The sequence below is a fragment of the Spirabiliibacterium falconis genome, assembly GCF_014885015.1.
In the GTDB taxonomy this organism is placed as follows: domain Bacteria; phylum Pseudomonadota; class Gammaproteobacteria; order Enterobacterales; family Pasteurellaceae; genus Spirabiliibacterium; species Spirabiliibacterium falconis.
The window spans coordinates 94229-120261 of the sequence record NZ_JABMIJ010000001.1 but is presented as its reverse complement, the minus strand read 5'-3'; the positions used below and the strand labels follow the sequence as shown (position 1 = coordinate 120261).

Here is a 26033-nt window from a genome sequence, read left to right as displayed (position 1 = left end):
GTCTCCTTTTAGGTGAAATTAGAATATAAAAGTGCGGTTGTAACTCGTGAAAATGAATAACGAAAAGTTAACGGTAACGGGGTGTCGTATAAGAATAAATAGCGAAATAGTTGAGAGAAAAGAATATTGTGTGCATAGTTAGTTTCCTACGTCAGTGTTAACTGTATCAGGTTCACGGGTATCATCTCAGCAATCAATTGCACCCCGACTAATTTGGATAATGTACAAGTAGTTATAAGAAATTACAACACTTTTCACACACTTTAACGAAAAAAGGCTGCATTTCGCAGCCTTTATCAATACTTACATTTATGCCACTTCTGAATCGGGATCGCCTTTAGCAATCGGTTTTAAAAGGAAGAAGAAACATAAAACAGCCGCTACAGTTAACGCAAGCCCTACCCATACGGCAATATCATACGGCAAATGGAAGCCAATCGGTGCATAAGCAAGATATGTTGCACTAACCATAGTCATAAAGATAGCTGGGATGGTGCAAATCCAGTGGAATTTACCGTAACGATAGAGATAAGCACCCGCCGTCCATAGCATCACCATAGCCGTGGTTTGGTTTGCCCAACCAAAATAACGCCAAATCACACCAAAATCCACTTTACTGATGATGAAACCAATCACGAACAGAGGAATAGCGATAATTAAACGTTTAATGATGTTACGCTGATCCAGTTTGAAGAATTCAGCGATGATTAACCGTGCTGCACGGAATGATGTATCCCCAGAGGTAATTGGCAATACCACCACGCCAAGCACCGCTAACAAGCCACCAAACATGCCCAACATATGCGTTGCAGAATCATACACAACTTTCGCTGGTGTGCCTGCATCAATAGCTTGTTGCATAAGTGCAGGGCTATCATAGAATGTCAATCCGACCGAACACCAGATTAATGCAATAACTCCTTCGCCAATCATCGCACCGTAGAATACAAAACGCCCTTCTTTTTCATTTTCCATACAACGAGCCATCAACGGTGATTGCGTTGCATGGAAGCCTGAAACAGCACCACAAGCAATTGTTACAAACAATAAAGGCCAAATTGGTAAATCTTTTGGCGAAAAGTTTTGGAAAATTTTATCAAAACTCATGCCTCCAACAGAATGGAATAGAGACTTATCTTCAAACATCAGCGCAAAAAACATGCCGAATGACATAAATAGCAATAATGCACCAAACAACGGATACACACGCCCAATGATTTTATCAATTGGCACTAACGTGGCGATAATGTAATACACAAAAATGATCGCGGTCCAAATCATAAGCACTTGTGGCTGCGCCCAACCTGCACTGGCACCGTAATTATCTTGTGTGATATTAGTTAAAAGTGCGGCTGGACTGACCACAAATACCACGCCCACCAATACGAGCAACAATAATGCCAAGATATTCATGAAGTGTTTTACAGGACGCCCTAAATACTTACCCGATAAATTAGGCACTGACGATCCGCCATTACGAACGCTTAACATACCACTGAAATAATCGTGCACCGCACCTGCAAAAATACAGCCGAATACAATCCACACCATCGCAACAGGTCCATAAAGAGCCCCTAAAATGGGACCAAAAATCGGACCTGTACCTGCGATATTCAACAACTGAATTAACCAAATTTTCCGTTTTGACATCGGCACATAGTCCACGCCATCACGTAATTGGTGTGCCGGTGTTTCCCGTTTTGGATTAATTTTGAAAATACGCTCAACAATCGAGCCATAAATAAAATATCCTGCTAGCAATAAGCCAAGACAGCATAAAAACCACAACATAATATAGACCTCTAAGAAAAGGGAAAATCGCAAGAATTTTAACAGAAATTTTTTTCTGTAAAATAGATGTAAACAAATATGCTAAACTCAAATACTAAAAATGTGAGCTAACACACATTTTTCTTTTATCTCGCCGATAATTTGCCATAAAAAAGTGCGGTTGACCGCACTTTAGTTTTTTTCTGTTTGCGTTTTTTTCACAGGTTCGGGATCTTGCTTAATCACTGGCACACAGCGACGGCATCCCCCATTATCCACGTTAAGATCGCGGCACAATTCATTATATTTGTCTAACAGACGACGCAAAATGCCCCTTTTTTCCCCTGTATTTCCCATACGCACTCCTAATCACGGAAATTATTGAATTGAAATGGCTGCCCAAGCTCGGCGTTTTTTACCAATTGGATCACGGCTTGCAGATCATCGCGTGATTTACCACTCACCCGCACTTGATCTCCTTGAATTTGGGTTTGTACTTTTAATTTGGCATCTTTAATCAATTTGGTCAATTTTTTTGCCATATCAGATTCAATACCTTGCTTTACTTTCACATCTTTACTGTAAATTTTACCGCTATGTTCAAGGTTTTCACTCACATCAAGACTGGCTTGCTCAATTCCCCGTTTCATCATGGCATTACGCAAAATATCCAGCAACTGCTCCACTTGGAAATCCGATTCACTGCTCACTTTAATCAGCAGATCTTTTTCGTTCAAGCTGATAGATGCCTCTACATTTTTAAAATCCCAACGGTTTCCAAGATCTCGATTGGCATTATCGACCGCATTTTTTATTTCGTGGGCAGTCACTTCTGAAACGATGTCAAATGATGGCATAAATGCTCCTTACTTATATTCAATTAAACCTGTGCCATAATGCGTTGCTTGGCGAGTAGCAAAATATAAAGTGCGGTTAAATCGCAAAAATTGATTTGTATGTCCGCCTGTTGTTGCACCTTAGGCTTCGCATGATAAGCGATTCCAACACCCGCTTGCGCCATCATCGCCAAATCGTTCGCACCATCACCAATTGCAATCACTTGCTCTGGTGCAATGCTATATTGCTTACGCAACGCGATTAATGTTTTGGCTTTATAATTTGCGTCTACAATATCGCCTTGAACTTGTCCTGTCAATTTGCCGTCAACAATCTCAAATTGGTTCGATACTGCCGCCACCAAGCCAAATTTATCTTTTAAATAATCCGCAAAATAGGTAAATCCACCCGAGGCAATTGCCGCATGCCAGTGGTGGGTATGCAACCATTCCACGACCAATGCCAACCCAGACATTATCGGTAAAGTTGACCGCACTTTAGCTAAAAGCGATTCGGGCGCACCTTTCAGCGTAGCGACACGCTGGCGTAAACTTTGTGCAAAATCTAGCTCACCACGCATAGCTCGTTCGGTGATTTGTGAAACTTCATCCCCTGTGCCAGCCAGTTTTGCAATTTCATCAATACACTCAATCTCAATCGCGGTAGAATCCATATCCATGACCAACAGTCCTGGTTTTGATATATCAGGTATATGCGTTAAGGGCGCAAAATCAAGCGAAAACTGTTGTAACTGTGTATCCGATGGGGCACCATGCCCACGAACAATGGCGCACTGAAATTCGCCAACAGTGAAGTGATCACACAGCATAATTGCATGTTGTGCATGTGCGAAAAGTGCGGTCAACTGCTCAAGTGTCAGTTGCTTTCCATAAACAACTGAAAACGGTGAAGTTTCTCCCATCTCATTACGATGATTTAGTGAGTAAGGGTATGATAAGTTGGCTTGTGCTAAACTTAGCGAATTGACGTTGGGCATTTTTCACTCCACAATACGACGGGCACGATTCAATCTAGATTACCCGATTCAATTTCGTGTTACAATCCCCTGATAACAGGGAATGTCACAAAAGAGGTGCTATGTTAACATTCACACGATCAAAACTGAACAAAATTGGGCTATTTATCTGCATTATAGTCCTGTGCGCCGTGATTTTGTCGTTGGTATTTTATGGGGTCAAGCAATTTAAAGTCGGCTCACAATTAGCCGGTAACACACAGGTATCACATCTTTCTCATGCGCTCGTGCGTCAACAGGCAAATTTATTATCTGTGCTACTTACCAATCAAGCTAACCAAGAAACGCTCAATGCCAGCCTAACACAATTTTACCAACAAGATTTTGTGCTTGATGCAACACTTTATGCCACTAATGGAACGATTCTTGCCAATGCGGGCGAGACAACGTTTAGTGCAAAATCCCTGCAAGATAACAACCGTACGCAGCAAATTGTCGAGCCGATCAGTAACGACAACGGCATGCAAGGCTACCTACGCGTGACATTTGATACCCAATACACTCATACGCCTTCAGTGAAACTTGATTCACTCTTTCATCAGCTATATGCCCAACTCATTATCGTGTTTTTATGTGGTGGTATTTTTGCCAGCAGTTTACATTTTTGGCATAAAAAGACTCGCCTAAATGAAGATGCCCAACCACTGCTAACGCGTCATCCTCTCAAACTCAAAAGTGCCTCACAGCGTTTTTATTCTAAACGCCGTTTGTTGAAATAAGTCAATAATCCTGACCGTTCAAATAACATAAAAAAACCGCACTTTTAAAAGTGCGGTTTTATCGTTAGATAAAAGAGATTAAGCCGCTAATTTTTTGATTTGCGCGCTTAATTTCGCTTTGTGGTTTGCAGCTTTATTTTTGTGGATTAAGCCTTTAGATGCCATTCTGTCCACAACTTTTTGCATTTCAAGATAAGCAGCTTGCGCAGCTTCTTTTTCACCCGCTTCTACTGCAGCGTAAACTTTTTTAATATAAGTGCGCATCATAGAGCGATGGCTTGCATTGTGTTGACGGCGTTTTTCAGATTGAATCGCACGTTTTTTAGCTGACTTGATATTAGCCAAGGTCAAACTCCCAAGAATTTCTGTAAATAAAAATTAAGACATAAAATAAGGTGGTAAAATATGCCCTTTTTTTATGCGCTTGTCAATGAATTTATTTAAATTGGCATATGCCAATGGTTTGGTTCGGTGAGACACAACCGAAAATCACCTTCAAAACGCAGTAACGTTTATCCATTTTGACGATGTGGGCAACATTTTAACAGTTTTTTGCCTAAGAATATAGCGAAAAGCGAAATTTTCTATACAATTAGCCTCGTTGATATTTAGTTGAGAGTGCAGTTTTGAGTAAAGGACTTTTAAAATCGGGTATGGTTGTTAGCGTGATGACCTTACTCTCACGCGTGTTAGGGCTTATTCGGGATGTCGTGATTGCCAATATTATTGGTGCAGGTGCAACCGCCGATGTCTTTTTATTTGCCAATCGTATTCCTAATTTTTTACGCCGTTTGTTTGCGGAAGGGGCATTTTCGCAGGCGTTTATTCCTGTACTCGCTGAATATCGTAAAGAAGGGAACTTTAGCCAAACACAAGAATTTATTGCCAAAGTCAATGGTACATTAGGGGGCTTAGTCGCAATAGTCACCGCACTTGCGATGATCGGCTCGCCTGTCATCGCCGCTATTTTTGGAACTGGCTGGTTTGTAGAGTGGCTCAACGATGGTGCAGATGGTGAGAAATATGTACAAGCCTCATTTTTGCTGCGTATTACGTTTCCCTATTTATGGTTTATCACGCTTGTAGCCCTGTCTGGGGCAATCTTAAATACCATCGGCAAATTCGGAGTAATGGCATTTTCTCCCGTGTTACTCAATATTGCGATGATCGCCAGTGCCCTCTTTCTTGCACCGCACTTTGACAGCCCTGATACAGCGTTGGCGATCGGGATTTTTTTAGGTGGCTTGCTACAATTTTTATTCCAAATTCCGTTTTTAAAACAAGCCAATTTATTGGTTAAACCGAAATGGGCATGGAATGACCCAGGTGTGAAAAAAATTCGCACATTGATGATCCCAGCACTTTTTGGGGTGTCTGTCAGCCAAATCAATTTATTGCTTGATACCTTCATTGCCAGCTTTTTAATGACTGGCTCAATTAGCTGGTTGTACTACTCTGATCGCCTGCTTGAATTTCCTCTTGGTTTGTTCGGAATTGCCATCTCGACGGTGATTTTGCCAACACTTTCACGCCACCACGTCAATCGTGCAGATAATCAGCACCTGTCCGCCCAACACTTTCGTGCCACGATGGATTGGGGAGTGCGCATGATTTTACTACTCGGTGTACCCGCTATGATCGGCATTGCCGTACTGGCTCAACCAATGTTAATGGTGCTGTTTATGCGTGGTGAATTTGCACTCACCGATGTGCAAGCTGCGTCCTATTCGTTATGGGCGTTCAATGCAGGATTACTCAGTTTTATGCTGATTAAAATCCTTGCCAATGGCTATTATGCACGCCAAGATACCAAAACCCCTGTGCGTTTTGGGATCATTGCAATGGTCAGTAATATGGGCTTTAATCTGCTTGCGATTCCGTTTAGCTATGTTGGATTAGCGATTGCATCCGCGATGTCGGCCACACTCAACGCAGCCCTGCTCTACCGCGGCTTACACCAAACGAATGTCTATCGTTTTTCATCCCAAAGTGCGGTCTTTTTAGTCAAAATCACCGTTGCTGCCTGCACGATGGGCGCAACGATATATTATTTCAGCCCAACGCTGGACATATGGGCGAAAATGTCATTTTTGACACGAGTGCATTGGCTTGCGTGGCTCATTATCGTCGCCGTGTTAACCTATTTTTTCATGCTGGCTGTCTTGCGAATCAAAAAGCGTGATCTCAACGGTGGCGGATGACATGCTCAACAGACAAAGTGCGGTTGAACATCTTCCGCCACGCCGTGAGAATCGGTATAATAGCCCCATTTTTAACTGATTAGGCATGCTATGCAACTGATTCGTGGCTTATACAATCTACCGCACTTTGAAAACGGCTGCGTGCTGACGATTGGCAACTTTGACGGCTGTCATCGTGGTCATCAGGCGATCTTAAGCCAGCTCGTTGCACAAGCAAAACACTTGGACTTGCCCAGCGTTGTGTTGCTATTTGAGCCGCAACCCAACGAATTTTTTGCGCCACTGGAACATACGCCAGCACGCCTGATGCGTTTGCGTGATAAAGTGCGGTTTTTGCAAAGCACCCAAATTGATTATCTGCTCTGCCTGCGCTTCGACCGCACTTTGGCCTCCCTTTCCCCCGATGAGTTTATTCGTACGATTTTAGTAAACCGATTGCACGTCAAACATATTATTATTGGTGACGACTTTCGCTTTGGCGCACATCGCCAAGGCAACTTTGCTACGCTGGCTCAAGCAGGCGAGCATAATGGATTTAAAGTGCAAGACAACACCAGTTTTACCCAAGAAAACCAACGCATTAGTTCCACGCTCATTCGTCAGGCATTAGCACAGGATAACCTAGCCTTCGCGACGAAAATGCTTGGCAGACCTTACGCCATTCATGGGCGTGTAGTGCACGGCAAAAAATTAGGACGCACGATTGGCTTTCCAACCGCAAATGTCTTTTTAAATCGCAAAGTGATTCCTATTCAAGGCGTGTATGCCGTCGAGGTCATTGCACAACAGAATCGGTATTTGGGCGTCGCCAATGTGGGCAATCGTCCCACAGTAGATGGGCTTTCTCGCCCTTTATTAGAAGTGCATCTCTTTGATTTTTCAGGCTCTCTTTATGGGCAGAGCATTGAGGTAATTTTCCACCATAAATTGCGTCCAGAGGTCAAGTTTGCCAACATCACTGAACTCAAAACCCAAATTTTACAGGATGTAGAAAATGCCAAACGCTTTTTTAGAAAAAAAGTCGCTAAAGTGCGGTCAGATGTTTGCATAACGCCTAAAAAAACGCTATAACTAGCCGATTATCTTTTATTCTTTTTAATTTGTTTTAAGTAAGTGGACACCCGACTATGACAACCGATTATAAAAATACGCTCAATTTGCCACACACCGATTTTCCAATGCGTGGCGATTTAGCAAAACGTGAGCCCAAAATGCTCCAAAATTGGTACGACAAACAACTTTATCAAAAAATTCGTGCTAGCCGTAAAGGCAAAAAGAGCTTTATCTTGCACGATGGTCCTCCTTATGCCAATGGTACTATTCATATCGGACACGCTGTAAACAAAATTTTAAAAGACATTATTGTAAAATCCAAAACCGCACTTGGGTATGACAGCCCTTATGTTCCTGGTTGGGATTGCCACGGCTTGCCAATTGAATTAAAAGTAGAAGGTTTGGTGGGCAAACCAGGCGATAAAATCAGTGCAGCCGAATTTCGCCAAGCATGTCGTCAATATGCGAAAGAGCAAGTGGAAGGACAGAAAAAAGACTTTATCCGCTTGGGCGTGTTAGGTGATTGGGAACATCCATACCTCACCATGAATTTTGATACAGAAGCCAATATTATTCGCACACTCGGCAAAGCGGTGGCGAACGGTCATTTATATAAAGGATCAAAGCCCGTTCATTGGTGCTTAGATTGTGGCTCCGCATTGGCAGAAGCTGAAGTGGAATATTATGATAAAACCTCGCCGTCTATCTATGTTGCATTCAAAGCCGTTGATCAAAGTGCGGTTTTAAGTAAGTTTAATACGAATGTGTCAGGCGATGTAAATGCAGTCATTTGGACAACAACCCCGTGGACTATTCCGTCTAACCGCGCAATTGCCGTGAATGCCGAACTGGATTATCAATTAATTGAAAGCCAAGGTAAGTATTTTATTCTCACCGCAAATTTAGTCGATAACGTGATGAAAGCTATTGATGCGGCTGATTATCAAGTGCTTGGTACTGTCAGTGGACGTGAGCTTGAATTGCTGGAATTCCGACATCCATTCTATGACTATACGGTGCCTGTTATTTTAGGTGATCACGTTGGTGATGATGCAGGTACGGGATTAGTACACACTGCGCCTGATCATGGTCAAGATGACTTTGTCGTGGCACAACGCTACAACTTACCGATGTCTGGTTTAATTGGCAATGACGGAAAATTTAACTCGAAAGCGGACTTTTTTGCAGGTCTCGATGTATTTGATGCCAATCCGAAAGTGGTGGAAAAACTCCGTGATGTGGGCGCACTACTCAAGCTCGAAAAAATCAATCATAGCTACCCACATTGCTGGCGACACAAAACCCCTATTATCTTTCGAGCAACGCCACAATGGTTTATTGGCATGGAAACGCAAGGCTTACGGGCTAAAGCATTAACTGAAATTAAAGGCGTGCGTTGGATTCCTGATTGGGGGCAAGCACGAATTGAAATGATGGTGGCTAACCGTCCAGACTGGTGTATCTCACGTCAACGGACATGGGGTGTGCCAATTCCGCTTTTCATCCATAATGAAACAGAACAACTTCACCCACGCACCGATGAATTTATTGAAATTGTCGCACAACACGTGGAAAAAGACGGCATCCAAGCATGGTGGGATCTTGATGCGAATGCGTTGCTCGGTGACGACAGCACTCACTATCATAAGGTGCAAGATACGTTAGATGTGTGGTTTGATTCGGGTTCAACTTACTCATCAGTGGTGGCAAATCGCTCAGAATTTGAAGGTCGTCACGCTGATATGTACTTAGAAGGGTCTGACCAACATCGTGGTTGGTTTATGTCATCGCTGATGCTGTCTACCGCAACAGATAATAAAGCACCTTATACGCAAGTTCTCACTCATGGCTTCACGGTGGATGGTCAGGGACGTAAGATGTCAAAATCCATTGGCAATATTGTGACACCACAAGAAGTGATGGACAAATTCGGAGGCGATATTCTTCGTTTATGGGTTGCTTCGACCGATTACACGGGCGAGATGACCGTTTCTGATGAAATTTTAAAACGGGCTGCCGACAGCTATCGCCGCATTCGCAATACAATGCGCTTTCTATTGGCAAACCTAAATGGCTTTGATCCTGCACACGATAGCGTAGCAAAAGAAGAGATGATCAGCCTCGATCGCTGGGCGGTAGATTGTGCATTACAGGCTCAAGAAGAAATTAAAAATAGCTATGATAACTATCAATTCCACCAAGTGGTACAACGCTTAATGCGCTTCTTCTCTATTGAGATGGGATCGTTTTATCTAGATATTATCAAAGATCGACAATATACCACTAAAGCCGATAGCCTCGCACGTCGCAGTTGCCAGACCGCACTTTATCATATTGCTGAAGCCGCTGTACGCTGGATTGCGCCAATTCTTTCCTTCACGGCTGATGAAGTGTGGCTGCACTTGCCAGGTAATCGCTCAGAATTTGTATTTACCGAAGAATTTTATGACGGTTTATTCGCATTGGATAACAATCAACCGATGAACGATGCTTACTGGCAGAAAATTCTCACCGTACGAGCAGAAGTTAATCGCGTACTAGAGCAAGCACGGAATGATAAAGTGATTGGCTCAGCTCTCGAAGCCGATATTACCGTCTATGCTGACGATAATTTACGTCCATTATTAGCGCAACTTGGCGAGGAATTACGCTTTGTGTTAATCACCTCAAGTGCCCAAGTCAAACCGCTGAATGAAAGTGACATCAGTGAAGGAGAATTACCTGGCTTGGCAGTGGAAGTGGTGCGTTCAAGTGCAGAAAAATGCCCTCGTTGCTGGCACTATTCTGATACTATTGGACAAGATGCGACGCACCCACATCTGTGTGCACGCTGTGTTGAAAATGTCGCAGGACATGGTGAAATCCGCCAATTTGCCTAGCACAAGGGGCTCATGCCCCTTTATTGGACACGATATGACGAAAACAAAAAACGGACTCATTTTTCTTTGGCTAAGTGCGGTAATTATTGTGTTAGACTTAGGGTCAAAATACCTGATTACTCGTACCTTCGAGCTGTATGAGAGCGTGCAACTATTGCCCATATTTAATCTTACCTATGTACGCAACTACGGTGCAGCCTTTAGTTTCTTATCGGATCACAACGGCTGGCAAAAATATTTTTTCATTATTATTGCCATCGTCATTTCGGCTATTTTGATCTATTGGCTTGCTCGCACCCCAGCCAACCGCACTTTAGCCAATTGTGGCTATGCCAGTATCATTGGCGGTGCTTTAGGCAATATGCTTGACCGCACTTATAACGGTTTTGTGGTAGATTTTTTTGATGTGTATTGGGATATTTACCATTACCCCGTATTTAATGTGGCAGATATTGCTGTCACCCTCGGCGCGGCAATGTTGATCTTAGATCACTTCAAACACCCAGAACCCCAAAATAAGGATAAAAATGAAAATCTTACTCGCTAATCCTCGCGGATTCTGTGCTGGTGTTGATCGCGCGATAAGCATTGTGGAACTTGCACTGGAAATTCACAAGCCACCAATTTATGTACGCCACGAAGTCGTACATAATCGTTTTGTCGTAGAAGGCTTAAAACAGCGTGGTGCGGTATTTGTTGAAGAATTAAATGAAGTGCCCGATGGTGCAATTGTCATTTTCTCAGCACATGGTGTTTCTCAAAAAGTACGCCAAGAAGCCAAAAATCGTAACTTAAAAGTCTTCGATGCGACCTGCCCATTGGTGACTAAAGTACATATGCAAGTTGCCAGAGCCAGTCGAAAAGGGACAAAAGCCATCCTTATCGGGCATCAGGGACATCCTGAAGTCGAAGGAACAATGGGGCAATATGATAATCCTGAAGGCGGCATCTATCTAGTTGAATCGATTGACGATGTAGCGACATTACCCGTCAATGACGATGATAATCTGACATTTATGACGCAAACTACGTTGTCTATCAATGACACCAGTGGCATTATTGATGAATTAAAACAGCAATTCCCAAGCATTCAAGGCCCACGCAAAAATGACATCTGTTATGCCACCACAAATCGCCAGAATGCTGTGGCGGAATTGGCAAAGCAATCAGATTTAGTTATCGTCGTCGGTTCTAAAAATTCCTCTAATTCTAATCGGTTAGCTGAGCTCGCATCACGAATGGGCGTGCCATCAAAGTTAATTGATGATGCAGATGATATTGACCCTAATTGGCTTGAAGGGGTTGAAACGATTGGTATTACCGCAGGCGCGTCAGCACCCGAAGTATTAGTGCAATCCGTTGTCAGTCGCCTCCAAGAACTTGGTGCAAACGACGTAGTAGACTTGGAAGGTTGTGAAGAAAATACCGTATTTGAAGTCCCTAAAGAATTACGCATTAAAGAAGTTGAATAATTTTTACGATCTCAATCGTAAAACTTAATTTATTTGATCGCCACATCCTCATATTTCTTACACACTAATAGCGTCGATTATCCGACGCTATTTTTATTTAACGAAAGGAAATACTATGTTTAAAAAAATAAACTTAATGCTAACCGCACTTTGCATTTTATGCTCCAGTGTATTTATCTCCAGTGCCTATGCGAAAGATAAAGTAGCAGAAGCAGAAACACAAACCACTCAACAGACCGAAGTAAAAATTGATAGCTCAAAACTAGAAAAATCAGAGCACAAAAAAGTGCATCTCAATAGCGCAACAGCAGGTGAACTACAACAAATTCTCTCTGGCATCGGTGCGAAAAAGGCACAAGCAATTGTGGATTATCGCGAAAAAAATGGTGATTTTATCAGCATTGATCAACTAGAAGATGTTAAAGGCATCGGAAAAGCCACAGTAGACAAAAACCGCCATTTGTTAGCACTATAAAAAAACCTAGCTGCACTTATAATGCAGCTAGATTAACTGCTTCCAACGCATAATAGACGTATAAAGATCAGCCTCAGAAAATAGTGCACTACCTGAAACAATCCAATCAATGTCATATTGATAGAACGCTTTTGCCATATCTAATGTCATCGAGCCATCAACACTAATGATTTTATTTTCTCTATTTTCAGAAATCATCTGATTAATTAGGCTAATACGCTCAATTATAAAATCAATAGATGCTTTTTCATTGTTTCGTGGATCTAGCGATAATATCTGAATCAGATCCACGTACTGTAGATAAGGTTGTAATGCCTCAATATTTGTTGTTGGACATAAACTTACCCCTGATATAACCTTTTTATTTTCCGAATATTGTGTAGATAACCACTTTAATGTTTTTAGTAGTCCTTGCGTTTTTTCAACTTGCAGAGTAATAATATTAGCTCCCATCTCAAGACACAACGGTACTAATTCACACTGATTATTTGTTAATAAGTGTACATCTTTATAAAAATGATTAGGAAACTTAGGTATTACCATTGGACCTGCTGTAAATAATCGGGAGAAACTACCGTCAGCAATATCAAAGTGCAATAGATTTATACCAGATTGATTTAATAATGATAATGTATCCGCAAAATGAAGCCAATCTGAAGACAATATACCTGCACTAATGCTCTCAAATTTTATTTTTTGAATAAAATCAAACTTATTTTCCATATACTAGTCCAATTTAGGCAAAAGCCAATTAAAAATCTTCTTACTTCTCGGTTTGGACATTAATGGTTCAAGCTCTTTAACACAACGTTTATAATGTTCTGTCATCCTATGTTCTTCCAACGCCTGCTCATTTTTATATACTTCATAAGCATAAAATCGAGTGGGTATCTCTGGATCACGCAATACATCAAAGCGAATATTACCCTTTTCATTGCGAGTTCCATAGTGATTTCGAGAAAAAACGTCTAAAAATTCCTCTTCCCTTCCTTCTTTAATATTGATTTCAACTAACATAGCAAACATAAATTTCACTCCTCTAAAAAATGGAGATAATTAAACCATTATCTCCATAATATATTAGTCAGATTTCAATTCTAAATATAATTGATAAGCTTTTTCTGCTGTTTCATTATCATGTACAATAGAATTGACTGCTTTCAACATCGCAATTGGCGAATCAGATTGGAAAATATTTCTTCCCATATCAACACCTGCAGCTCCCTGATCAATTGCTTTATAACACATCTCTAAAGCTTCTTTCTCTGGAAGTTTTTTCCCCCCAGCAATCACAATAGGCACTGGACATCCCGCTGTAATGCGCTCAAATCCTTGTTCTACATAATAGGTTTTGATCACATGAGCACCCATTTCTGCAGCAATACGTGTAGCTAGTGAGAAATATCGCTGATCCCGAGCCATATCCTTCCCAACGCCTGTCACGGCCATAGTTGGCATTCCAAAACGCATACCATCATCAATCAACTTGATAATATTTTTAATTGATTGATGTTCATACTCAGAACCAATATAGACTTGAGCAGCCATAGCAGATACATTCAATCTCAATGCATCCTCAATTCCAACAGCAACCGCCTCGTTAGATAACTCTGTTAAAATTGAATTAGCACCAGATGCTCTTAACACAACAGGTTTACGTGTTTTAGGTGGAACAATACTGCGTAAAATCCCTCTTGTACACATTAATACATCAGTATATTCAAATAATGGAGCAATATTAAGATCAATACGCTCTAAACCTGTTGTCGGGCCTTGAAAATAACCATGGTCAAACGCAAGCATTACTGTCTTACCTGATTTTGGATTAAAAATATTCGCTAATCGTGATTGCATTCCCCAGTCTAATGCCCCCAATCCTTTCATGTAAAAAGTATCATTTTTTTGAGGCTTATCTAATCCGAAATCTTTGCCATCACGAACATCATCTAAATCAGCCATTTCTTTTCTCCATATAACTTAAAAATTATAATCATCGATATTATCTTTCGTAAAAACTACCCGCTCAGGTAAAACAATAATACCGTTATTATCAGCTTCATAATTATAGCCTTGCACACTATTTGGTGAAATTTCTACTTCACCAATATTTGGCACATTTAACTTGTCTCCTATATTAAATGTCTTACCTTTGAGCATATCATTTGCGATCGCAATGGATAATTTACCCTGTTTAACAACATCCCATAATCCAAATTGTTTCACAGTGCCTCGCTTAACATAAGGTCTCATAACATTTGGCGTACTAAAACCAACAATAACAACATCTTGACGTTTTAAGTTTTCTGCAGCCTGAGCAGCAGCTGGTAATGCATTAGCATCTGGCGCAATAATCGCATCTAAATCTGGATAAGCCTTTAAGATACCTTCCGCAGTTTGTAAGGATTTAATCGCATCATTATAGCCAAATTGAGTGGTAACAATTTCCCATTCGGGATGTTCTTTTTGGATTTTCTCTTTTGCAATATTAACCCACTGATTTTGATCGGTTACTGTTGGGCTTGAATAGAAAAATGCAACTTTTGCTTTTGGTTTACTAATTTGAGATGAAGCCATTTCTACCAACATAGAACCAAGTTGTGTTGGTGTGCCTTGGTTTATATAATAACTTCGACATTCTGGATTAGTATCAGAATCCCATGTAAGTACCTTAACACCTCGCTTCATTGCACGTTTTAACGTTGAGCATAAACCATCTGGTGACACAGCCGCTACTACAATAGAATTATATCCCTGATTAACAAAATTATTAATCAATTGTACTTGATTTGATACGCTAGGTTCTGTTGGACCATCATAGGTTACATCAACCCCAAGCTCTTTTCCCATTGCTTCTGCACCCTGTCCACCACTAGTAAAATATCCCACTCCCACTAATTTAGGAATAAATGCAATTCTATCTTTAGCTAATGCTCCAGTGCTGAGTGTTAATCCTAGACCTAATGCAACAGCTAAAGCAGTTGTTTTAAAGAATGGCTTTTTCATGGTCTTTCTCCTTATGTGTAAAATGCTAATGTGAACATTTACGACTAAACCAAGCAAATATTGAACTTGAATATAAACTCAATGATTTGCCAATTAATACAATGATCAAAAGTGCACCAGATAAAGCGCTCGAAATTTCATTCGGTACACCAACCATTTGTAATCCTTGTTGCAAATAGCCAATTAAAATTGCCGCAATTGCAGTACCGATAACCGATCCTGCTCCACCATAAATATTAGCACCACCGAGTACAACAGCGGTTATCACCGGCATTAATAAAGAGCTGCCTAGATCAGAGCGTGCTGAGCCAAAATACGAGACTAATAAAATACCAACAAACGCAGCGACAATGCCTAAGGCACAATAAATAATAACTAATGTCTTATTCACTGGAACGGCACTATAACGTGCTGTACGTTCACTTTGACCAACCAAGAATGTATTTCGACCAATCGTTGTCTTATGCATTAATAACCAAAAAAGTGCGGTCATTACAGCAAAATAAATGATAGGCATAGGGATTATCCATAGTGTTTGATTGGCAAACTCAAGTAAAAAATCAGGAAAACCACCAATACCCTCATAACCTGTGGCCCCAGCAAAGCCTGACATCAGCAACGCTCCACCACCATATAGATACATTGTTCCAAGGGTAATCACTAACGGGTTTACCTTAGTGTAAATAATCAAAAGTGCATTTAATAATCCACAAAAGCCCCCCAATATAAACGTAAGCGGTATGGCAATCATGAGAGATACATCTAATTTGAATAAAACACCTAAAAATATCGCACATAATCCTACTGTAGAACCAAATGAAATATCAATTCCACCACTAACAATAATGAGTGTTAAAGGAAGGGCAAGCATGCCAATATAGATAAAATCACTTGTGCTATATAGCAATACATTAATATCTAACATCCTAGGATTAAAGATACCGAAGCCTACTATTTCAATCACAATCAAGCATAGTAGAGTCACTTCCCAAGAATATTTTTTTATAATATGCATTTTTCACCTCGTGACCGCACTTTAATCTTTTAAAAAGCGAAGATATTTTTGTGTCTTAATACTCTTTTCGATCATCACTCGAATTCGACCATCAAAAACAAGTACTGCGAGCAATACGATTCCTGCAATAAAATTATTCCAATACGCAGGCACTTTTAACAGTACAAGAACAGTATCAATTTGTATCAAAAAATATGCGCCGAGAATTGCACCTAAGATATTCCCTGAACCACCAAGCAAACTTATTCCACCTAATACACAAGCGGCTATTGCTTTCATCTCTAAACCATTCCCTGTTGAATTAGGTACAAATCCAATTTGAGACGCAAATACAATTCCTGCTAAAGATGCCATCAATCCGTTAATCATAAATGCAGAAATTCGAATATAATTGATATGTACACCTAGTTGTAATGCACCTTGTAAGTTGTCCCCCACCGCATAAAATTGTCTGCCTAATTGTATTTTAGCTAAAAAGAAATAGCTCAATCCGCTAACGAATATAATAAAAATCCCAATAAGAGAAACATTCATGAAATATGGCTCTGATAACAATTTTAGTGATTGCGGGAGACCTTCTATCCATTTCCCTCCCGTAATAAGCAGCATAATGCCTCGATATAAGCCTAGTGTTCCTAAGGTCGCTACAATGGCTGGAATCCGCAAGTTAGTGACTAAAATGCCATTAACAAGCCCCGCTAACAATCCAGTTCCCACCGTTCCGACTAAGGCAACAAAAAAACTGTATCCCTCGTTAAGCATGCTTCCCATTATGACCGCACTTAGCCCCATTATAGAGCCTACCGAAACATCAATATTACGAGTCAATATCACAAACGTTGCGCCAATCGCTAATAAAATAACTATCTGTGAAGAACTAAAAATCATGGTGATTGTTTGCAGACTAAAACCATCTCCTGAAGATAAAAATAAAAATATAAACATCAACATAATGGCAAAAAATATTGTCAGCTCACGATTTCTTTGAATAAATTTCCACATAATTACTGCCCTCCACTAAATGCCATCTGCATGATTCGATCTGATGATATTTGATCGCCAATCAAAGGAGAGCTTATTTTTCCATCGTGCATAACGATAACTCTATTAGACATCAACTCTATTTCTTCTAAATCAGAAGAAATAAATAAAATAGCTACATTTTGTTTAGCAATATTTTTGATCAATTGATAAATATCTGCCCTAGCACCCACATCAACACCACGAGTGGGCTCATCAACAATTAATAATGCAGGATTGGCTTCTAAACATTTTGCAATTAATATCTTTTGTTGATTGCCACCTGAAAGCGTACGTACACTCTGATCAGGGCTGTTGAATTTAATACCTATAGCGCGTTGATAACGCTCAAAAATAGCATTTTCTTTGGCATTATTAATCATTAATCCCATTTTGTTATAAGTTAAACCATTCGTATTCCAAGATAATGGTGCATCTAAATAGAGACCTGAGGCTTGTCTATCCTCAGGCAAATAAACAATACCTTGATCTAATCGCTCACGAATGGATAAATTATTTATTACTTTATCAAGAAATATAATCTCTCCCTCTCTTGCATGACGAAGTCCATAAATAGTTTCCGCAAGCTCTGTACGTCCTGCACCCACTACACCAGCAAGCCCTAAAATTTCTCCTGGGAAAACATCTAAATTAATCTGTTTAAATCCTTCACCACGCAGATTTTGAACTGTCAATACAGGCTTGGCTTTATCTTTTATACGATTATGACCTGGTAACTCCAGCCATAACTTTTGTGTCTCGCTTAATTTTGCATTTTTTGAGCCTGGAGTAATGGCATTAATAACGTCATCTTTATTTAAATCAGACGTGTTACCATGCAAAGCGATATAACCATCTCTCATCACACTAATCTCATCAGCAATTCTATAAACCTCGGGTAACTTATGAGAAATAAAAACTATCCCGACACCTTTTGATAAAAGCTTTTGGATCTGCTTAAATAAATTTTCTGTTTCTACTGGCGTTAAAGATGCGGTAGGCTCGTCTAAAATTAAGATCTTTGCATCCCTCATTAAGCCTCTCATAATTTCAACAAGCTGTTGATCAGCAACCTCAAGTAAACCTGCTTGCGAATCTAGTGATAAACGACAATTTAACTCACCTAATAGTTTTTCAAGTTTTTGGAGGCTATCTTTATGCTGAGCAAGACCGAATAAAATATTTTCTCGCACACTTAAGTTTGGAAACAGTAAAGGCTCTTGTGGAACTAAATAAATACCTAATGTATGTGCCTTATGCGGTGTTAAGTGGTTCGGCACAATCCCATTAATCTTAATTTCTCCGCTATCAGGCATTTCAACCCCTGCTATAATTTTCATCAATGTCGATTTTCCTGCACCATTACCACCAAGTAGAGCATGTACTTTCCCAGCAAGCAGTGCAAAATTAATATTTTTTAATACGCTGACACCAGAAAATGATTTGCTCACCCCATGTACATTGAGTAATGTCATTGGTTCAACTATATTAACCATACCCCACCATTGAACAAAAATATTTTAAAAATTCATATGTTCAAAAAGATAGCATAAAATAAATATTTTTCTGTGATTAAAATCACATAATTCTTAAAAAATTTATTTTTAATCATTTTTACTAACCAAAAAAACAGTTTTTTGAACTCAGTCACAAAAATTACTTTTTTTAAAAAGAACAATTGGTAAAATAATTATCATATGATTATGCTAGAACATATATAGTAGAGGATATCAACATGAATGATCTGGATAGTAATAAGTTTACTTTTAGCTCAGATTGTGAAGAAGAGCTTTTGGCTAGAATTGGTTGGTTTTATTACCATGATAATCTCACTCAAAATGAGATTGGGAAACTGCTTAATATTCCTAGACTAAAGGTATCAAGACTATTAGAAAAAGCACGTCAAATAGGGTTAATCAAGGTAGAGATTCGCTCCCGCTTTACGGGTTGCCTAGAACTAGAAGAAGCTATAAAGCAAACATTTTCTTTAAAATATATTCGAGTGATTCCAGCTTTAGAAGCTCATGAAATTAATTCTCGCCTTGGTATCGCTGCTTCACAGCTACTAAGTACGCTGATGAGTCCAAATGATTTATTGGCAATTGGATTTGGTGAAACCATCATGGAAACCATAAAACACAGTAATGAATTTATTAGCCACAATAATATCAAGCTTATTACACTATCAGGCGGTGTAGGACCTTATATGAAAGGTATTGGACAACTCAGCAGCAATTGCAATGTCAGCATTATTCCAGCACCATTAAGAGCTTCATCACGAGAGGCTGCTAACTTTTTTAAAAAAGAGGCCTCTATCAAAAATATTATGCTTGCAGCAAGTTCTGCTAATGTTGCCATCGTTGGCATTGGCGCAACTTTGCAAAAAGGACAGGCAACATTACTTCGATCAGGTTATATCACAGAAGAAAGTCAACAACAGCTACGCAATGAAGGAGCTATTGGCGATATCTTGGGCTATTTTATGCAAGCTGACGGAAATCTTAAAGACAATGTATCTCTACATGATGAACTGATTAGTGTACCACTTAACAAATTAAAACAAATTTCTACGGTAGTTGGCATTGCAGGTGGTAAGAATAAAGTTGATGCCATATATAGTGCTCTTATGGGTAAATATATCAATTCTCTTGTAACAGAGGAGAATACTGCAAAACAGCTACTTGCCAAACACATTTAGATTAATTCAACTTGTTCGGGGAGTTCTTATGACTAGTCAAAATCAATATTTAATGGCGTTAGATGCTGGTACTGGCAGTGTACGTGCTGTCATATTTGATCTTCAAGGTAATCAAATTGCAACAGCACAAAAAGAATGGACTCACCAAACTGATCCTAATATTCCAGGATCTATGAACTTTAATTTAGAGAAAAATTGGCAACTTGCTCGTTGGTGTATAACAGAGGCTATCAAAAAATCTCAGATTCAGTCTACCAATATCAAAGCAATATCTACCTGTTCTATGCGTGAAGCAATTGTGTTATACGATGTAAACAAGAACCCAATATGGGCCTGTGGCAATGTAGATGCCAGGGCAATAAAAGAAGTTAAACAGCTAAAAAATCGTCATGATGACTACGAAAAAGCGATGTACCATAGCTCTGGACAAACACTATCTCTAAGTGCGGTTCCAAGATTACTGTGGTTGAAAGACAATCAACCAGATGTCTATAATCAAGCTCATTTTATGACAATGCTTAGTGATTGGCTTGGGTTCATGCTAACAGGTGAAATTGCGGTAGAACCCTCCAATGCAGGTACAACAGGATTAATTAATCTCGAAACTAGGCAGTGGGATAAAACGTTACTTGAAAATGTTGGACTTAACTCCAGTATGCTGCCCCAGGTAAAAGAAACGGGTGAACGACTAGGTAATATTACTGAAAGCATTGCTCATCAAACTGGGCTGGCTGTCAATACACCAGTGGTTGTAGGTGGTGGAGATGTACAATTAGGGTGTATTGGATTAGGTATAGTAGCCCCCTCGCAAGCTGCAATTATTGGAGGAACATTTTGGCAACAAGTTGTTAATTTACCCAAAGCTAAAACCGATCCTAGTATGAATGTGAGAATTAATCCTCATGTTATTCCACCTATGGTTCAAGCCGAATCTATCAGTTTTTTTACCGGACTTACAATGCGTTGGTTTAGAGATGCATTCTGCCATGAAGAAATTGTCCAAGCGGAAAAAGAGGGAGTAGATGCTTATAGTTTACTAGAAGCACAAGCAAAACATGTTCCTATCGGTTCAAATGATGTAATACCGATTTTTTCTGATGCTATGCACTATGCCAACTGGTATCATGCTGCACCTTCTTTTATCAACTTATCAATCTCTCCTGAAAAATGTAATAAAGCTGTTCTTTTTAGAGCACTAGAAGAAAATGCTGCTATTGTTTCTGCTTACAATTTAAAACAAGTCGAATATTTTTCTGGTATTAAATTATCTTCTATTATCTTTGCTGGTGGTGGTGCAAAAGGAAAGCTATGGTCACAAATTCTCTCTGACGTAACAGGGCTTATAATTCATGTTCCTATCGTTAAAGAAGCAACAGCTTTAGGCTGTGCTATTGCCGCAGGTGTAGGAGTAGGCTTGTATTCATCAATGCAAGAAGCTGCTAAAAAATTCGTAAAAATTGAACATACATTCTATCCAAATCCTGAAAATAACAAATTATACCAAGTAAATATGCAAAAATGGGAAAAAGTCTATTCAGCTCAACTAGCTCTTGTAAACGATGGGCTCACTAAATCACTTTGGAAAGCACCTGGTATTTAAGCATCTTGAACAAATACTTCAACTGCTTGTTCAAAGCGTGCTATACCTTGGGTAAACTCATCATCCGTCATATTCAAGGCTGGGGCGAGTCGGATTACGTTAGGGCCTGCCAGTAGTAGCATTAAGCCATGTTGATTAGCAAGTGCGTTAATGTCATTTGCTCTGCCGTGATAGTGCATGTGCAGTTCACAACCCAGCAAGAGCCCTTGCCCACGGATTTGATGAAATAACCGCACTTTTTTATTAATGCGATGCAATTCGTCAAATAACTGTTGTGAACGTATGCTAACATGAGATAAAAAGTGCGGTTGACTAATAATATCAATCACTTTATTCGCCACGGCACACGCCAGTGGGTTGCCACCAAATGTTGTTCCATGCACGCCTGGCGCAAAACTGTTGGCAATATGTTCTCGGGCAAGCATTGCGCCAATTGGAAAACCATTTCCAAGGGCTTTAGCGGTCGTTAGAATGTCTGGCTCAACATCCGTGTGCATATAGGCATACAGTTTTCCAGTACGCCCAACGCCAGTTTGTACTTCATCAAAAATCAAGAGCGCGTTGTGCTGATCACAACGTTCACGCAATCCCTTTAAAAAGTGCGGTTCGGCAGGAATAACGCCACCTTCGCCTAAAATAGGTTCAATAATCACAGCACAGGTGTGGTCATCCATCACCGCATCCACTGCATTGAGATCATTATACGGAATATGGACAATATCGGCAGGCTTTGGTCCAAATCCATCGGAATATTTTGGTTGCCCACCGACGCTAACCGTAAACAAGGTACGTCCATGAAAACTTTGTTTAAACGCAATGATTTTACTCTTATATGCGCCAAAATGATCCACCGCATAGCGTCTGGCAAGTTTTAACGCTGCTTCGTTTGCCTCTGCACCTGAATTGCAGAAAAAAGTGCGGTCAGCAAAGGTCAAATCGGCTAATTTCGACGCCAATGCTAATACGGGCTCATTGGTAAACCAATTGCTTGAGTGCCACAAGCGTGTACTTTGTTGCTGCAATACCTCCACTAATTCAGGATAGCAATGCCCAAGCGCATTGACAGCAATGCCACTGGTGAAATCAATATACATTTTGCCAGCCTGATCCCACACGCGAGAACCCTGCCCCCGCACAGGAATAAAGTGGGCGGGTGCATAATTTTGCATTAAAACCTTATCAAATAGATCGCGTGTCAGTTGCATAACCTGTCCTTAATATTGAATGATATACAAAGTGCGGTCAAAACCGCACTTTTGAATAATTATGCAATAATATAGCATTTATTGTCAATTATTATGACGTTCCACCAACAGTCATTTGATCGATTTTCAATGCCGGTTGCCCGACGCCGACAGGTACACTTTGCCCTTCTTTGCCGCATACACCAATCCCAGGATCAAGTTCACTTTCATGCCCCACCATAGAAATCTGCTGCATGGCTTCAATACCTGAACCAATGAGTGTCGCACCAATAATGGGTTTTCCCAGTTTTCCTTTTTCGATTAAATAGGCCTCAGAAGCGGAAAAAACAAATTTACCCGATGTAATATCCACCTGCCCTCCACCAAAGTGCGGAGCATAAATGCCATAATCCACACTGGCGATCATATCCTCTAGCTGACTTTCACCGGCAAGCATATAAGTGTTGGTCATACGAGGCATTGGCAGATGAGCATACGATTCTCGCCGCCCATTTCCCGTTGGTTGCATGCCCATCAAGCGAGCATTCATTTTGTCTTGCATATAGCCTTGCAATACACCCGCTTTAATTAATACATTATGCTGACTTGGTACGCCTTCATCATCAATCGTAAGCGAACCACGACGATCAGGTAATGTGCCATCATCCACAATCGTACACAATGGCGATGTAACCATCTCTCCGATACGATCCGTAAACAACGATGATTTTTTACGATTAAAATCGCCCTCAAGCCCATGCCCAACAGCTTCGTGCAGTAATACGCCGGGCCAGCCAGCTCCGAGAATCACTGGCATCATACCTGCTGGTGCTGGCACTGCACTCAGTTTGACTAAGGCTTGGCGAACGGCTTCTTTAGCAAACCATTCTACTCGGCTAACCCCTTGATAATTTTGCATAAACCACTGTAACGAGAAGCGTCCACCCGCGCCAGCACTACCACTTTCCCGCTTGCCATCTTGTTCAACCAGAACCGAAATCGACAGTCGGACTAGTGGTCGAATATCTGCCGCTAGCGTGCCATCAGTGGCGGCAATCAAAACTTCTTCATGAAGTGCATTAATGCTGGCCGACACACGCACCACGCGAGAATCTTCTGCTCGCGCAGTCCGATCGATTAAGTGTAGCAGTGCAATTTTTTCCTCACGCGTAAGGCTCTCCAGCGGATCAATGGGAGCATAGCGTTGCATTGCATGCACGCCACTAAGTTGCAAACCGCACTTGAGATCACCCTTTGCCTGTGCAATGCCTTTAGTCGCCTTCACACATTGATTCAGTTGTGCAAGCGTAATTTGATCAGCATATGCAAACGCTGTTTTTTCACCGCTGATTGCACGCACGCCAACACCACGATCAATATAAAAACCGCCTTCTTTGATAATGCTATCTTCTAGCACCCAATTTTCATTTTTGCTACTTTGGAAAAAAAGATCGGCATAATCCACTCGGCGATCACTGTATTGATCGAGCAAATTACTGAGATCATCAAACGTTAAATTCTCAGGGCCTAATAGTGCGTTACTCACCTGTGGCAACATAGCTTATTCCTTAAAGTACGGTTAGATCATAACCACATCAAATTGTTCTTGGTGATAAAAAACTTCGGTTTTTATCTGCACTTGTTTGCCGATAAAAACTTCCAATTCGGCTAAAATACCGTGCGCTTCTTCGTTAATCAAATAATCTGCCACGGCACGCGAGGCATACACAAGAAATTGTTCGCAGTCATATTGATGATGAATACGTACGATCTCCCGTACAATTTCGTAGCTGATCGTTTCCACTGTTTTCGCCATACCACGCCCGTGACAGGCGGGACATTCTTGACACAATACATGCTCAAGGCTTTCACGAGTACGCTTACGGGTCATTTCCACTAAACCCAGTTGGGTGAAGCCATTGACGGTTGTTTTCACACGATCTTTCGACAATGCTTCACTTAGCGATTGTAACACGCGCGCACGATGCTCTTCAGTTTGCATATCAATGAAATCAATAATAATAATGCCGCCAAGATTGCGTAATTGTAGCTGCTGAGCAATGGTTTGTGTGGCTTCTATGTTGGTGTTGAAAATGGTTTCTTCTAAATTTCGATGCCCAACAAATGCACCAGTGTTAATATCAATGGTCGTCATCGCTTCCGTTTGTTCGATGATCAAATACCCACCCGATTTGAGATTAACACGTTTATCTAACGCTCGTCCTATCGCCTCTTCTACACCATAAAGATCAAATAATGGCGGATTACCCGTGTATAAACTCACGCGATCTGTCAATTCAGGCATAAATTCTTCGGTAAATGTTTTGACATCTTGGTGTGTCAATTTTGAGTCGATTCGGATCAAATCTAACGGTGTTCCGACAAAATCACGCAACACACGCTGCGCTAACGCCAATTCGCCATATAACATTGAGCGAGTTGGATAACGGCTTTTTCTCTCCATAACTTTACGCCATAGGCGTTTGAGAAATTGTACATCTTGTTTGATCTCATCTTCACTACACCCTTCTGCCGCCGTTCGCACAATGAAACCGCCCAGCTCATCACAATGCGTGCTAACCAATTCCTTTAACCGTAATCGCTCTTCTTCGCTTTCAATCCGTTGCGATACCCCTACATGGCTATTTTCGGGCATAAACACCAAATAACGTGACGGCAATGTGATGTCGGTTGTCAGGCGTGCGCCTTTTGTGCCAAGCGGATCTTTTACCACCTGTACTACAATATCTTGCCCTTCACGCACCAACTCACCAATATCTTTTACAACAAATTGCTGTTTTTCACACTCATCAACACATTCGGTGTGAGATACAATATCCGAGGCATGTAAAAAAGCAGCTTTATCCAACCCAATATCAACAAACGCGGATTGCATACCTGGCAACACACGCATTACGCGCCCTTTATAAATATTGCCAACAATGCCTCGCTTGGCTTCGCGCTCAATATGCACCTCTTTTAACACCCCTGTATCTAACAGTGCAATGCGTGTTTCATTGGGCGTCACATTCACTAACAGTTCAACACTTGAGCTCATATATTTTCCTAAT

General features: G+C 40.7%; 24 protein-coding genes and 1 riboswitch. Of the genes, 9 read left to right on the top strand and 15 right to left on the bottom strand.

Annotation, left to right across the window (positions count from 1 at the left end; translation table 11 throughout):
• Positions 1–126: 126 nt before the first annotated feature.
• A riboswitch (TPP riboswitch) is annotated at positions 127–217 on the bottom strand.
• Between the two features lie 92 nt (positions 218–309).
• The 4 genes from HPC40_RS00625 to serB all read right to left on the bottom strand — a co-directional run bounded on the left by HPC40_RS00625 (position 310) and on the right by serB (position 3604).
• On the bottom strand, positions 310–1791 hold the full coding sequence (locus tag HPC40_RS00625) for a carbon starvation CstA family protein (RefSeq protein ID WP_208117541.1): 1482 nt from the start codon (positions 1789–1791) through the stop codon (positions 310–312).
• A 171-nt stretch (positions 1792–1962) separates the two neighbouring features.
• Complete coding sequence (locus tag HPC40_RS00620; protein WP_208117540.1) at positions 1963–2127, bottom strand: DUF5363 family protein; 165 nt, start codon at positions 2125–2127, stop codon at positions 1963–1965.
• Between the two features lie 8 nt (positions 2128–2135).
• Entirely contained in the window at positions 2136–2627 is a 492-nt protein-coding gene (locus tag HPC40_RS00615) for a YajQ family cyclic di-GMP-binding protein (protein ID WP_208117539.1), read from the bottom strand.
• A gap of 23 nt (positions 2628–2650) precedes the next feature.
• Positions 2651–3604 carry a phosphoserine phosphatase SerB gene (gene serB / locus HPC40_RS00610; protein WP_208117538.1) on the bottom strand — a complete coding sequence of 318 codons (954 nt, stop codon included), beginning with the start codon at positions 3602–3604 and terminating at the stop codon, positions 2651–2653.
• Positions 3605–3705: 101 nt separating this feature from the next.
• On the opposite strand from serB, the gene HPC40_RS00605 reads away from it, so the two are divergent.
• Positions 3706–4362 (top strand): YtjB family periplasmic protein, encoded by a 657-nt coding sequence (locus HPC40_RS00605; protein ID WP_208117537.1) that lies wholly within the window; start codon positions 3706–3708, stop codon positions 4360–4362.
• A gap of 78 nt (positions 4363–4440) precedes the next feature.
• Here the strand turns inward: HPC40_RS00605 and rpsT are convergent, their stop codons facing one another.
• Complete coding sequence (gene rpsT, locus HPC40_RS00600; protein ID WP_208117536.1) at positions 4441–4707, bottom strand: 30S ribosomal protein S20; 267 nt, start codon at positions 4705–4707, stop codon at positions 4441–4443.
• A 281-nt stretch (positions 4708–4988) separates the two neighbouring features.
• Here rpsT and murJ point away from each other — a divergent pair, with 281 nt between their 5' ends.
• From murJ to HPC40_RS00570, 6 genes are all read left to right on the top strand, one after another.
• Positions 4989–6563 (top strand): murein biosynthesis integral membrane protein MurJ, encoded by a 1575-nt coding sequence (murJ, locus tag HPC40_RS00595; RefSeq protein WP_208117535.1) that lies wholly within the window; start codon positions 4989–4991, stop codon positions 6561–6563.
• A 90-nt stretch (positions 6564–6653) separates the two neighbouring features.
• A complete protein-coding gene (gene ribF / locus HPC40_RS00590) occupies positions 6654–7634 on the top strand; it encodes a bifunctional riboflavin kinase/FAD synthetase (protein WP_208117534.1) in 981 nt (326 codons plus the stop codon).
• A 56-nt stretch (positions 7635–7690) separates the two neighbouring features.
• Positions 7691–10495 (top strand): isoleucine--tRNA ligase, encoded by a 2805-nt coding sequence (gene ileS / locus HPC40_RS00585; RefSeq protein WP_208117533.1) that lies wholly within the window; start codon positions 7691–7693, stop codon positions 10493–10495.
• 34 nt (positions 10496–10529) lie between these two features.
• A complete protein-coding gene (lspA, locus tag HPC40_RS00580) occupies positions 10530–11042 on the top strand; it encodes a signal peptidase II (RefSeq protein ID WP_208117532.1) in 513 nt (170 codons plus the stop codon).
• Positions 11023–11967 carry a 4-hydroxy-3-methylbut-2-enyl diphosphate reductase gene (ispH, locus tag HPC40_RS00575; RefSeq protein WP_208117531.1) on the top strand — a complete coding sequence of 315 codons (945 nt, stop codon included), beginning with the start codon at positions 11023–11025 and terminating at the stop codon, positions 11965–11967. Before lspA ends, ispH begins: the two co-directional genes overlap by 20 nt.
• Positions 11968–12082: 115 nt before the next feature.
• Positions 12083–12442: a ComEA family DNA-binding protein gene (locus tag HPC40_RS00570; protein WP_235972246.1), complete on the top strand. Its 360-nt coding sequence runs from the start codon at positions 12083–12085 to the stop codon at positions 12440–12442.
• Between the two features lie 27 nt (positions 12443–12469).
• On the opposite strand, the gene HPC40_RS00565 is transcribed toward HPC40_RS00570, so the two are convergent.
• Genes HPC40_RS00565 through lsrA form a run of 7 tightly spaced genes read right to left on the bottom strand, consistent with a single transcriptional unit; the run spans position 12470 to position 18976 of the window.
• Positions 12470–13165, bottom strand: coding sequence for a beta/alpha barrel domain-containing protein (locus HPC40_RS00565; protein ID WP_208117530.1), 696 nt, complete (start codon positions 13163–13165; stop codon positions 12470–12472).
• A 3-nt stretch (positions 13166–13168) separates the two neighbouring features.
• Positions 13169–13468: a (4S)-4-hydroxy-5-phosphonooxypentane-2,3-dione isomerase gene (lsrG, locus tag HPC40_RS00560; RefSeq protein ID WP_208117529.1), complete on the bottom strand. Its 300-nt coding sequence runs from the start codon at positions 13466–13468 to the stop codon at positions 13169–13171.
• Between the two features lie 54 nt (positions 13469–13522).
• On the bottom strand, positions 13523–14401 hold the full coding sequence (lsrF, locus tag HPC40_RS00555; protein WP_208117528.1) for a 3-hydroxy-5-phosphonooxypentane-2,4-dione thiolase: 879 nt from the start codon (positions 14399–14401) through the stop codon (positions 13523–13525).
• An 18-nt stretch (positions 14402–14419) separates the two neighbouring features.
• Positions 14420–15445 (bottom strand): autoinducer 2 ABC transporter substrate-binding protein LsrB, encoded by a 1026-nt coding sequence (gene lsrB, locus HPC40_RS00550; protein WP_208117527.1) that lies wholly within the window; start codon positions 15443–15445, stop codon positions 14420–14422.
• 25 nt (positions 15446–15470) lie between these two features.
• Positions 15471–16460, bottom strand: coding sequence for an autoinducer 2 ABC transporter permease LsrD (gene lsrD, locus HPC40_RS00545; RefSeq protein WP_208117526.1), 990 nt, complete (start codon positions 16458–16460; stop codon positions 15471–15473).
• A gap of 21 nt (positions 16461–16481) precedes the next feature.
• Positions 16482–17462, bottom strand: a complete 981-nt coding sequence (lsrC, locus tag HPC40_RS00540; RefSeq protein ID WP_208117525.1) for an autoinducer 2 ABC transporter permease LsrC — start codon at positions 17460–17462, stop codon at positions 16482–16484.
• Positions 17463–17464: 2 nt separating this feature from the next.
• On the bottom strand, positions 17465–18976 hold the full coding sequence (gene lsrA, locus HPC40_RS00535) for an autoinducer 2 ABC transporter ATP-binding protein LsrA (RefSeq protein WP_208117524.1): 1512 nt from the start codon (positions 18974–18976) through the stop codon (positions 17465–17467).
• A gap of 239 nt (positions 18977–19215) precedes the next feature.
• Here lsrA and lsrR point away from each other — a divergent pair, with 239 nt between their 5' ends.
• The gene (gene lsrR / locus HPC40_RS00530) at positions 19216–20178 is read left to right on the top strand and encodes a transcriptional regulator LsrR (RefSeq protein ID WP_208117523.1); all 963 of its coding nucleotides are present in this window, start codon (positions 19216–19218) and stop codon (positions 20176–20178) included.
• 28 nt (positions 20179–20206) lie between these two features.
• The gene (gene lsrK, locus HPC40_RS00525) at positions 20207–21778 is read left to right on the top strand and encodes an autoinducer-2 kinase (protein WP_208117522.1); all 1572 of its coding nucleotides are present in this window, start codon (positions 20207–20209) and stop codon (positions 21776–21778) included.
• Here lsrK and HPC40_RS00520 read toward each other — a convergent pair.
• The 3 genes from HPC40_RS00520 to rng all read right to left on the bottom strand — a co-directional run bounded on the left by HPC40_RS00520 (position 21775) and on the right by rng (position 26020).
• Positions 21775–22983: an aspartate aminotransferase family protein gene (locus HPC40_RS00520; protein WP_208117521.1), complete on the bottom strand. Its 1209-nt coding sequence runs from the start codon at positions 22981–22983 to the stop codon at positions 21775–21777. The genes lsrK and HPC40_RS00520 overlap by 4 nt on opposite strands.
• Before the next feature lie 91 nt (positions 22984–23074).
• Complete coding sequence (gene tldD, locus HPC40_RS00515; RefSeq protein ID WP_208117520.1) at positions 23075–24520, bottom strand: metalloprotease TldD; 1446 nt, start codon at positions 24518–24520, stop codon at positions 23075–23077.
• 21 nt (positions 24521–24541) lie between these two features.
• Positions 24542–26020 (bottom strand): ribonuclease G, encoded by a 1479-nt coding sequence (rng, locus tag HPC40_RS00510; protein ID WP_208117519.1) that lies wholly within the window; start codon positions 26018–26020, stop codon positions 24542–24544.
• Positions 26021–26033: the final 13 nt, after the last annotated feature.

What these genes read in the sequence shown, in the direction of transcription:
- HPC40_RS00625 (WP_208117541.1), bottom strand. Translation starts at nt 1,791, where the DNA reads ATGTTGTGGTTTTTATGCTGTCTTGGCTTATTGCTAGCAGGATATTTT.
- HPC40_RS00620 (WP_208117540.1), bottom strand. Translation starts at nt 2,127, where the DNA reads ATGGGAAATACAGGGGAAAAAAGGGGCATTTTGCGTCGTCTGTTAGAC.
- lsrR (WP_208117523.1), top strand. Translation starts at nt 19,216, where the DNA reads ATGAATGATCTGGATAGTAATAAGTTTACTTTTAGCTCAGATTGTGAA.
- HPC40_RS00565 (WP_208117530.1), bottom strand. Translation starts at nt 13,165, where the DNA reads ATGGAAAATAAGTTTGATTTTATTCAAAAAATAAAATTTGAGAGCATT.
- lsrA (WP_208117524.1), bottom strand. Translation starts at nt 18,976, where the DNA reads ATGGTTAATATAGTTGAACCAATGACATTACTCAATGTACATGGGGTG.
- lsrC (WP_208117525.1), bottom strand. Translation starts at nt 17,462, where the DNA reads ATGTGGAAATTTATTCAAAGAAATCGTGAGCTGACAATATTTTTTGCC.
- tldD (WP_208117520.1), bottom strand. Translation starts at nt 24,520, where the DNA reads ATGTTGCCACAGGTGAGTAACGCACTATTAGGCCCTGAGAATTTAACG.
- ispH (WP_208117531.1), top strand. Translation starts at nt 11,023, where the DNA reads ATGAAAATCTTACTCGCTAATCCTCGCGGATTCTGTGCTGGTGTTGAT.
- lsrF (WP_208117528.1), bottom strand. Translation starts at nt 14,401, where the DNA reads ATGGCTGATTTAGATGATGTTCGTGATGGCAAAGATTTCGGATTAGAT.
- lsrG (WP_208117529.1), bottom strand. Translation starts at nt 13,468, where the DNA reads ATGTTTGCTATGTTAGTTGAAATCAATATTAAAGAAGGAAGGGAAGAG.
- lsrD (WP_208117526.1), bottom strand. Translation starts at nt 16,460, where the DNA reads ATGCATATTATAAAAAAATATTCTTGGGAAGTGACTCTACTATGCTTG.
- serB (WP_208117538.1), bottom strand. Translation starts at nt 3,604, where the DNA reads ATGCCCAACGTCAATTCGCTAAGTTTAGCACAAGCCAACTTATCATAC.
- rng (WP_208117519.1), bottom strand. Translation starts at nt 26,020, where the DNA reads ATGAGCTCAAGTGTTGAACTGTTAGTGAATGTGACGCCCAATGAAACA.
- HPC40_RS00615 (WP_208117539.1), bottom strand. Translation starts at nt 2,627, where the DNA reads ATGCCATCATTTGACATCGTTTCAGAAGTGACTGCCCACGAAATAAAA.
- HPC40_RS00605 (WP_208117537.1), top strand. Translation starts at nt 3,706, where the DNA reads ATGTTAACATTCACACGATCAAAACTGAACAAAATTGGGCTATTTATC.
- lspA (WP_208117532.1), top strand. Translation starts at nt 10,530, where the DNA reads ATGACGAAAACAAAAAACGGACTCATTTTTCTTTGGCTAAGTGCGGTA.
- lsrK (WP_208117522.1), top strand. Translation starts at nt 20,207, where the DNA reads ATGACTAGTCAAAATCAATATTTAATGGCGTTAGATGCTGGTACTGGC.
- lsrB (WP_208117527.1), bottom strand. Translation starts at nt 15,445, where the DNA reads ATGAAAAAGCCATTCTTTAAAACAACTGCTTTAGCTGTTGCATTAGGT.
- ribF (WP_208117534.1), top strand. Translation starts at nt 6,654, where the DNA reads ATGCAACTGATTCGTGGCTTATACAATCTACCGCACTTTGAAAACGGC.
- HPC40_RS00520 (WP_208117521.1), bottom strand. Translation starts at nt 22,983, where the DNA reads ATGCAACTGACACGCGATCTATTTGATAAGGTTTTAATGCAAAATTAT.
- HPC40_RS00570 (WP_235972246.1), top strand. Translation starts at nt 12,083, where the DNA reads ATGTTTAAAAAAATAAACTTAATGCTAACCGCACTTTGCATTTTATGC.
- ileS (WP_208117533.1), top strand. Translation starts at nt 7,691, where the DNA reads ATGACAACCGATTATAAAAATACGCTCAATTTGCCACACACCGATTTT.